The 6,751-nt window shown below is 63.3% G+C and carries 4 protein-coding genes; 3 read left to right on the forward strand and 1 reads right to left on the reverse strand.

Translation table 11 applies throughout. The annotated features are described in order from the left end of the window. Positions 1 to 2,310 (reverse strand): 5-methyltetrahydropteroyltriglutamate--homocysteine S-methyltransferase (metE, locus tag AC30NL_RS18830; RefSeq protein WP_489465519.1); only part of this gene is annotated, 2,310 nt, incomplete at its 3' end. Between the two features lie 81 nt (positions 2,311 to 2,391). Here metE and AC30NL_RS18835 point away from each other — a divergent pair. From AC30NL_RS18835 to AC30NL_RS18845, 3 genes are all read left to right on the forward strand, one after another. Next, complete coding sequence (locus tag AC30NL_RS18835) at positions 2,392 to 3,330, forward strand: LysR family transcriptional regulator (RefSeq protein WP_489465520.1); 939 nt, start codon at positions 2,392 to 2,394, stop codon at positions 3,328 to 3,330. 384 nt (positions 3,331 to 3,714) lie between these two features. Continuing rightward, positions 3,715 to 4,995, forward strand: a complete 1,281-nt coding sequence (locus AC30NL_RS18840; protein WP_489465521.1) for a pyridoxal phosphate-dependent aminotransferase — start codon at positions 3,715 to 3,717, stop codon at positions 4,993 to 4,995. 16 nt (positions 4,996 to 5,011) lie between these two features. Then, positions 5,012 to 6,472, forward strand: a complete 1,461-nt coding sequence (locus AC30NL_RS18845; protein WP_489465522.1) for a hypothetical protein — start codon at positions 5,012 to 5,014, stop codon at positions 6,470 to 6,472. Positions 6,473 to 6,751: the final 279 nt, after the last annotated feature.

Below are 6,751 nucleotides of genomic sequence, written 5' to 3' on the forward strand. Positions count from 1 at the left end.
AACCACGCCAGCCGCTTCGACCATGTTCCGCAGCGCCGCCTCCGTTTCCGGCCACCCGCGCGTCTTCAATCCACAGTCCGGATTGATCCACAGGTTCTCGGCCGGCACCACCTTGGCTGCCTTGCGCATCAGCCGCACCATCTCGTCCACCTCTGGCACGCGCGGCGAGTGGATGTCGTAGACGCCAGGGCCGATCTCGTTGGGGTAGGCGAACTCGCCGAAGCCGCGCAGCAATTCCATGTCGGACCGGCTCGTCTCGATAGTGATGACGTCCGCATCCATGGCCGCGATTTCGGGGAGGATGTCGTTGAATTCCGAATAGCACATGTGCGTGTGGATCTGCGTCTCGTCGGACACTCCGCTGGCCGACACGCGAAACGCCCGCGCCGCCCATTGGAGGTAATGCGGCCACGCGGCGCGGCGCAGCGGCAGCCCTTCGCGAATCGCCGGTTCGTCGATCTGGATGATCGCAATGCCTGCGCGTTCGAGGTCATCGACCTCATCGCGGATTGCAAGCGCAATCTGCAAGGCCGTGTCCGAGCGCGGCTGGTCGTCGCGCACGAAGGACCATTGCAAGATGGTGATCGGGCCGGTGAGCATGCCCTTCATCGGGCGGCGAGTGAGGCTTTGCGCATACACCGTCCAGTCCACCGTCATCGCCTTGGGCCGCGACACATCGCCGAACAGCACCGGCGGCTTCACGCAGCGCGATCCGTACGACTGCACCCAGCCGTTGGCGGTGAAGGCGAAGCCTTCCAGCTGCTCACCGAAGTATTCGACCATGTCGTTGCGCTCGGCTTCGCCATGCACCAGCACGTCAATGCCGATGTCTTCCTGCACTTTGACCGCATGGGCGATCTCGCGGCGCATCGCGTCGTGATAGTTGGCCGCCGACAACTCGCCGCGCTTGAATGCTGCGCGTGCGGCACGAATGGCCGAGGTCTGCGGGAAGGAGCCGATCGTCGTCGTCGGAAAGGGCGGGAGCTTGAAACGCGCGCGCCGCAAGCGCTGGCGCAGTGCAAATTCGGAGTGGCGCCTGTCCACGTTACTCGCGAGGCTGGCGGCCCGGCGCGTCACCGCGGGTTTCTTCACACGGGAGCTGCTTGCGCGCGCAGCCTGCGCGGAACGCGAGACGAAGAGTTCGGCCCGCACGGCAGTCGCGCCTTCTACCAACGCACGCTTGAGCGTGGCGATTTCGTCGAGCTTCTCCCTGGCACCCGCCAACCAACTTTGCAGTTCGGCGTCGAGCGCGGTGTCTTCACGCAGGCTGGCAGGCACATGAAGCAGCGAGCATGAGGACGCGATCCACAGGCGTCCGTTTCGCCGCTCCAGTGCGAGGCGTAATACGTCGAGTGCAGCATCGAGATCGCTGCGCCAGATGTTGCGGCCATCGACGATGCCGATCGACAACTCGCGGCCCAGCGGCAGGCGGTCGATGACGGCATCGATTTCGTCGGCGGCGCGCACAGCGTCGACATGCAGGCCCGCAACCGGGAGGCTGCACGCAAGCGCCAAGTTGTCCTGCAATGGCGAGAAGTAGGTGGCAAGCATCAGGGACACATCCGCTTTGCAAAGCGCTTCGTACGCGCGCCCAAACGCATCGCGCCATGCGGCAGGCAGGTCCAGGCCGAGGATGGGCTCGTCGATCTGCACCCATTGAATGCCCGCGGCACCCAGTCGCTCCAGAATGTCGACATAGGTTCGAACCAACGCCGGCAACAGGCTCAGCCGATCGAAGCCTTCGACCTTCTCCTTGCCCAGCCACAAGAAGCTCAATGGCCCGATGAGCACGGGCTTGACGCGATGACCCAGCTGCAGCGCCTCGTCGACCTCCTTGAAGAGTCGCTTGGATGCAAGGCTGAACTGCGTTTGCGGACCGAACTCCGGCACAAGGTAGTGGTAATTGGTGTCGAACCACTTGGTCATCTCCAGCGCGTGGCGCGGAGTCTTGCCGCAGCCGCAGTCATCGCCACTCTTGACTTCATGCGCCACCCCGCGAGCCAGCGTGAAGTAGCGCGCCAGTTCGGGCTCCTGCTGCATGAAGTCGAAGCGGGCCGGCTCGCAGCCGAGCAACTGGATGTGGTTCGCGACGTGGTCGTAGAACGCAAAATCGCCCACCGTCACGAAATCGAGGCCGGCGTCGCGCTGCAGTTGCCAATGCCGCGCACGAAGCTGTCGGCCAATGCTGTCGAGATCGTCGGCGGTGATCTCGCCGCGCCAGTGGCGCTCGAGGGCGAACTTCAGTTCGCGTTGTTCGCCGATGCGGGGGAAGCCGGGGACGTGCGCATAAATCATGGGAATCAAGGCCATCGTTGAATCGACTTGCGATGGTCGGGCGATGATCAATATGATTCAAGCGAAAGATTTTTCGAAACATCATGAATATCGCTCATGCACACAACGCTGCAATCTCCGCTTGATCTTCGGCACCTGAAGACGCTGGTGGCCCTGCGCGAAGCGGGCAACCTCTCTCGCGCCTCGCAGTTGCTCAACGTCACGCAGTCAGCACTCTCGCACCAGATCAAGTTGCTGGAGGAGCACTACGGCGCGAGCGTGTTTGAGCGAAAGTCGAATCCGGTGAGCTTCACGGCGCCGGGGCAGCGCCTTCTGAAACTGGCCGACGCCGTGCTGCCCTTCGTCGATGACGCCGAGCGTGACGTGGCGCGCCTGGTGTCGGGCGCCGCCGGCGCGCTGCGCATTGCCGTCGAATGCCACACCTGCTTCGACTGGCTGATGCCGGCGATGGATGCGTTTCGCGCCCGCTGGCCAGAGGTGGAGTTGGACATCGTCTCCGGCTTTCATGCAGACCCCGTGGGCCTGCTGCATCAAGACCGCGCAGAGGTGGCAATCGTGTCGGAGTTGAATGAAGCGGAGGAGGCTGGCGTGGCGTTTCACCCGCTCTTCAGCTTCGAAATCGTCGGGCTGCTGCCGCAGGGCCATGCACTTTTGGGGAAGCCGGCCTTGCAGGCCGCGGACTTCGCCGGCCAGACGCTCATCACCTACCCCGTGCCCGACGAGATGCTCGACCTCGTGCGGCGCGTGCTCGCGCCAGCCGGCATCTCGCCGGCGCGACGCACGAGCGAGCTGACGGTGGCGATTCTTCAACTTGTCGCGAGCGGGCGAGGCATTGCGGCATTGCCCTTGTGGGCGGTGAAGGCCTACCTCGACCGCGGATACGTCGCGAGTCAGCGCATCGGAGAAGAGGGCTTGATCGGGCGCTTGTACGCGGCCGTGCCGCAGCGGCTGAGCGAGCGGGCGTATGTGAGCGAGTTTGTGCGCTTGATGAGGGAGACATCGCTGCTCACCTTGCCCGGCGTTTCGCTCTTGTAGCCCGGGTGAAGCCCTTTCGGATTACCCACAACTCCGGCTTCGTAGTCCTTGCTCCCTCTCCCTCTGGGAGGGTTGGGGTGAGGGCTGCGACCGTTGATATCCAAGTGCCTTGCTTTCTCCACCGCCGTCGCCCTCACCCCCGCCCTCTCCCAGAGGGAGAGGGAGTAATGCGGAGATTGCTTCCAAGCGACTTGTCGGCAACTGAGAGGCTGCAACCCGGGAACGGGCGTTTGCGGCAAGGCCCATTCCCTCGTTCCACCCCTGGCCACGAATACACCAAAACATCCTTTCGACACATCAATCATCGTGATCTATTGACGTGTGCCTTTAAGCATCCCTGATCATAGACTTCGCCCCATCCTTTACATCCTGGAGGTCGGGTCGATGTGGAATGAAGGTCTGAAGACTGTCGAGAAGTCGCAAACGCTGTTGCTCAACGAACAGTCGCGCAACATCGAAGGCACCGGCCGGGAGGTGTTCAAGTTCGGCTTCGGGCAGTCGCCCTTTCCGCCGCTCGACGCCGCCGTCGAAGCGCTGCGCTTGCATGCCGCCGCCAAGGACTACACCTCGGTTCAAGGCCTGCCCGAACTGCGCGATCATGTTGCCGCCTTTCACAGCGAGTGCGACGGCGTCGATATCGGGGCCGAGCAGGTGCTGGTGGCGCCAGGCTCCAAGGTACTTCTCTACGCAGTGATGGCCGCGTTCGAGAAGCTCGACGTGCTCATCCCCTCACCTGCATGGGTATCGTATGCACCGCAGGCCCGCCTGCTCGGGCACCGGCCGATCACCGTTGCGACGAACTTCGAGCAACGTTGGCGGGCGCGGCCCGAAGCTGTTGCGGCGGCGGTGAAGGAAAAGGCTGACAGCCGCGTTCCGTCACTGCTCGTCCTCAACCACCCCGGCAATCCAGATGGCCTGTCGTATACCGGCGACGAGCTCATCGCGCTCACGCAGGAATTTCGCAAGCACAACATCCTCGTCATTTCCGACGAGATCTACGGCCTGCTCAACCATGGCGGCGCGCATGTCTCTCTGGCGAAGCACTACCCCGAAGGCACCATCGTCACCGGCGGCCTGTCGAAGTGGTGCGGCGCGGGCGGATGGCGGCTGGGCGTGGCGATGCTTCCCACCGACTTGCTTGGCGCATTCAAAGACACCTTGCTGGGCATCGCCTCGGAAACCTATTCCTGCGCACCGCTGCCGGTGCAAATGGCCGCCTGCGAAGCCTACCGGTGGAACGATGCGACGCGCAACTATCTCGCACATCAGCGCCGCTTGCTCTCACGAATCGGCCAGAGCGTGGCCGAACAGTTGAGCAGCGCCGACGTGCGCGTGCATCCGCCCACCGGCGGCTTCTACCTCTTCCCCGACTTTTCGCCCTACACCGAGCGTTTGCTCCGCCTCGGCGTGGACAGCTCGCAGTCTCTGTGTGCCCGCCTGCTCGCGGACACCGGAATCGCCTTGCTGCCCGGCGATGCATTCGGCCTGCCGCCCGGGCAACTCTGCGCACGCCTGGCCTACGTCGAATTCGATGGCCGCGAAGCGCTCAAGGCCTCGCGAGAAATCGGACTCGACAAACCGCTGAACACCGATGCAACCCACGCCATCTTCGCCAAAACACTGCGCGGTGCACGCAAGCTCACGCAGTGGCTGACATCACTTTGAACCAGGAGAACGCTGCATGATGATCGTCACAATGGAAGACCTGCCCGATACCCCGCTGCAAGACCTCAAGCCTGCACGCGGACGATTCAACAGCAACAACGTGGTGCCGCTGCTGGAGCGCTTCTACCCCGCACAGCAGATCCAGGTGATGCGCGACCATGGCGTAGACCAGCGCATGATGTTCGGCATCAACCCGTACTACATGGCACTGGTGCGCGGAGAGGAATACCGCGACGCCGAGGGCAAGGTCGTGCTGCCCGCCATGCCGCCCAGCAAGCCGCTCGAAGCGCTGGTGGTGCCCATCCTCGCCGAGGCCGAGGACATGAGTGGCGAGAAAGACCCGTCCAACCAGATCCGCTACAGCCCGGGCAGCCTGAAGGGCAGGATCCTGCACAAGTACGACGAGATCGTGCTGGGCTACACCGCTCTCGCCTGCTCTGCCCATTGCCGATATTGTTATCGGCTGGACATCTTCAACGGCTCGACCGGCAAGGGGCTCATCAAGCCAGAAAACCTGAAGGCCTACATCCTCGACTACAACACCGCGCTCGCCGCCAATGGCGGCCGCGATGCTGGAACCGGCGAGCCGCGCTACCCCATTCGCGAAGTGCTGCTGTCGGGCGGGGACCCGATGGTGTTGTCGAACAAGAATGTTTACAAGTACATGGCCGCAGCGGCGGAAGCCGGCGTGCATCTCGTGCGTGTGGGCACCAAGGAGATGGCTTTCCGTCCGCAGCGATTCGACAAGAACTTCACGCGCACGCTCGAGTTCTTCCATCAGCAGTTTCCAGACGTGCACGTGAACTTCGTCGTGCACTTCACCCATCCCGACGAGATGCTGGAGCGCGATGTGAACAACAATTACATCTGCAACGAGGCGGGCTACTACCGATGGCTCGCGCCGGTGCGTGAAGCGCTCGATGCCGTGCAGCGTTTCGACTTCGTAAGCGTCGAGAACCAGACGCCCATCATCGCCCGCGTGAACGACGATGCGCTGTCGCTGCGCATCCTGCAAGAGGAACTTCGGCGCAACAACGTCAAGCCGAAATACCTCTTCCAGTGCCGCGAGATCGAGGGCCACACCGCCTTCGCCGTGCCGGTAGAAAAGGCGTGGGCGCTGCACAATGAATCGCAAAAGGGCTTGTCGGACACGGCGCGATCTCGCTACACGATGTCGACCGAGGCCGGCAAGCTTGAAGTGGTGTCGGTGATCGACGGGCCGCCCGCCGGGGCGCATGGCCAGTGGCCGACTGCTGTGACGAATGTGTTCGGCGAAGGCGTGGTGGTAATGAAGGTACACCGCTCGCCGCACTCGGCCACAAGCCAGGGCGATCTCATCATCGCGCGACGCAATCCGAATGCGCTGTGGCTGTCTGACTACGAGGATCGGATCGTGTACGACGGGCGGCGTGAGGAGGGAGAAAAGTACAAGCGGCTGGAGGCCGTCAAGTGGAGCGACGATCTGCTGCTGGCGTAGTGCGCCTTGAAGTCAAGCGAATCGCCTGGACGCGGAGCCCCCTCACCCCAACCCTCTCCCCCGAGTACGGTGGAGAGGGAGCGCGTTCACCCCCTCTCTCAAGTACGGCGGAGAGGGAACGCGATCACCCCGTCTCCCAAGCACGGTGGAGAGGGAACGCAATCACCCCCTCTCCCGAGTACGGTGGAGAGGGAGCGCGATCACCCCATCTCCCGGGTACGGTGGAGAGGGAGCGCGATCACCCCATCTCCCGGGTACGGTGGAGAGGGAGCGCGATCA

This window comes from Rhizobacter sp. (assembly GCA_021153565.1).
GTDB lineage: Bacteria > Pseudomonadota > Gammaproteobacteria > Burkholderiales > Burkholderiaceae_C > Albitalea.

Excerpts from the sequence above, each read along its gene's own strand:
- AC30NL_RS18835 (WP_489465520.1), top strand. The coding sequence starts at position 2,392 with ATGCACACAACGCTGCAATCTCCGCTTGATCTTCGGCACCTGAAGACG.
- AC30NL_RS18840 (WP_489465521.1), top strand. The coding sequence starts at position 3,715 with ATGTGGAATGAAGGTCTGAAGACTGTCGAGAAGTCGCAAACGCTGTTG.
- AC30NL_RS18845 (WP_489465522.1), top strand. The coding sequence starts at position 5,012 with ATGATGATCGTCACAATGGAAGACCTGCCCGATACCCCGCTGCAAGAC.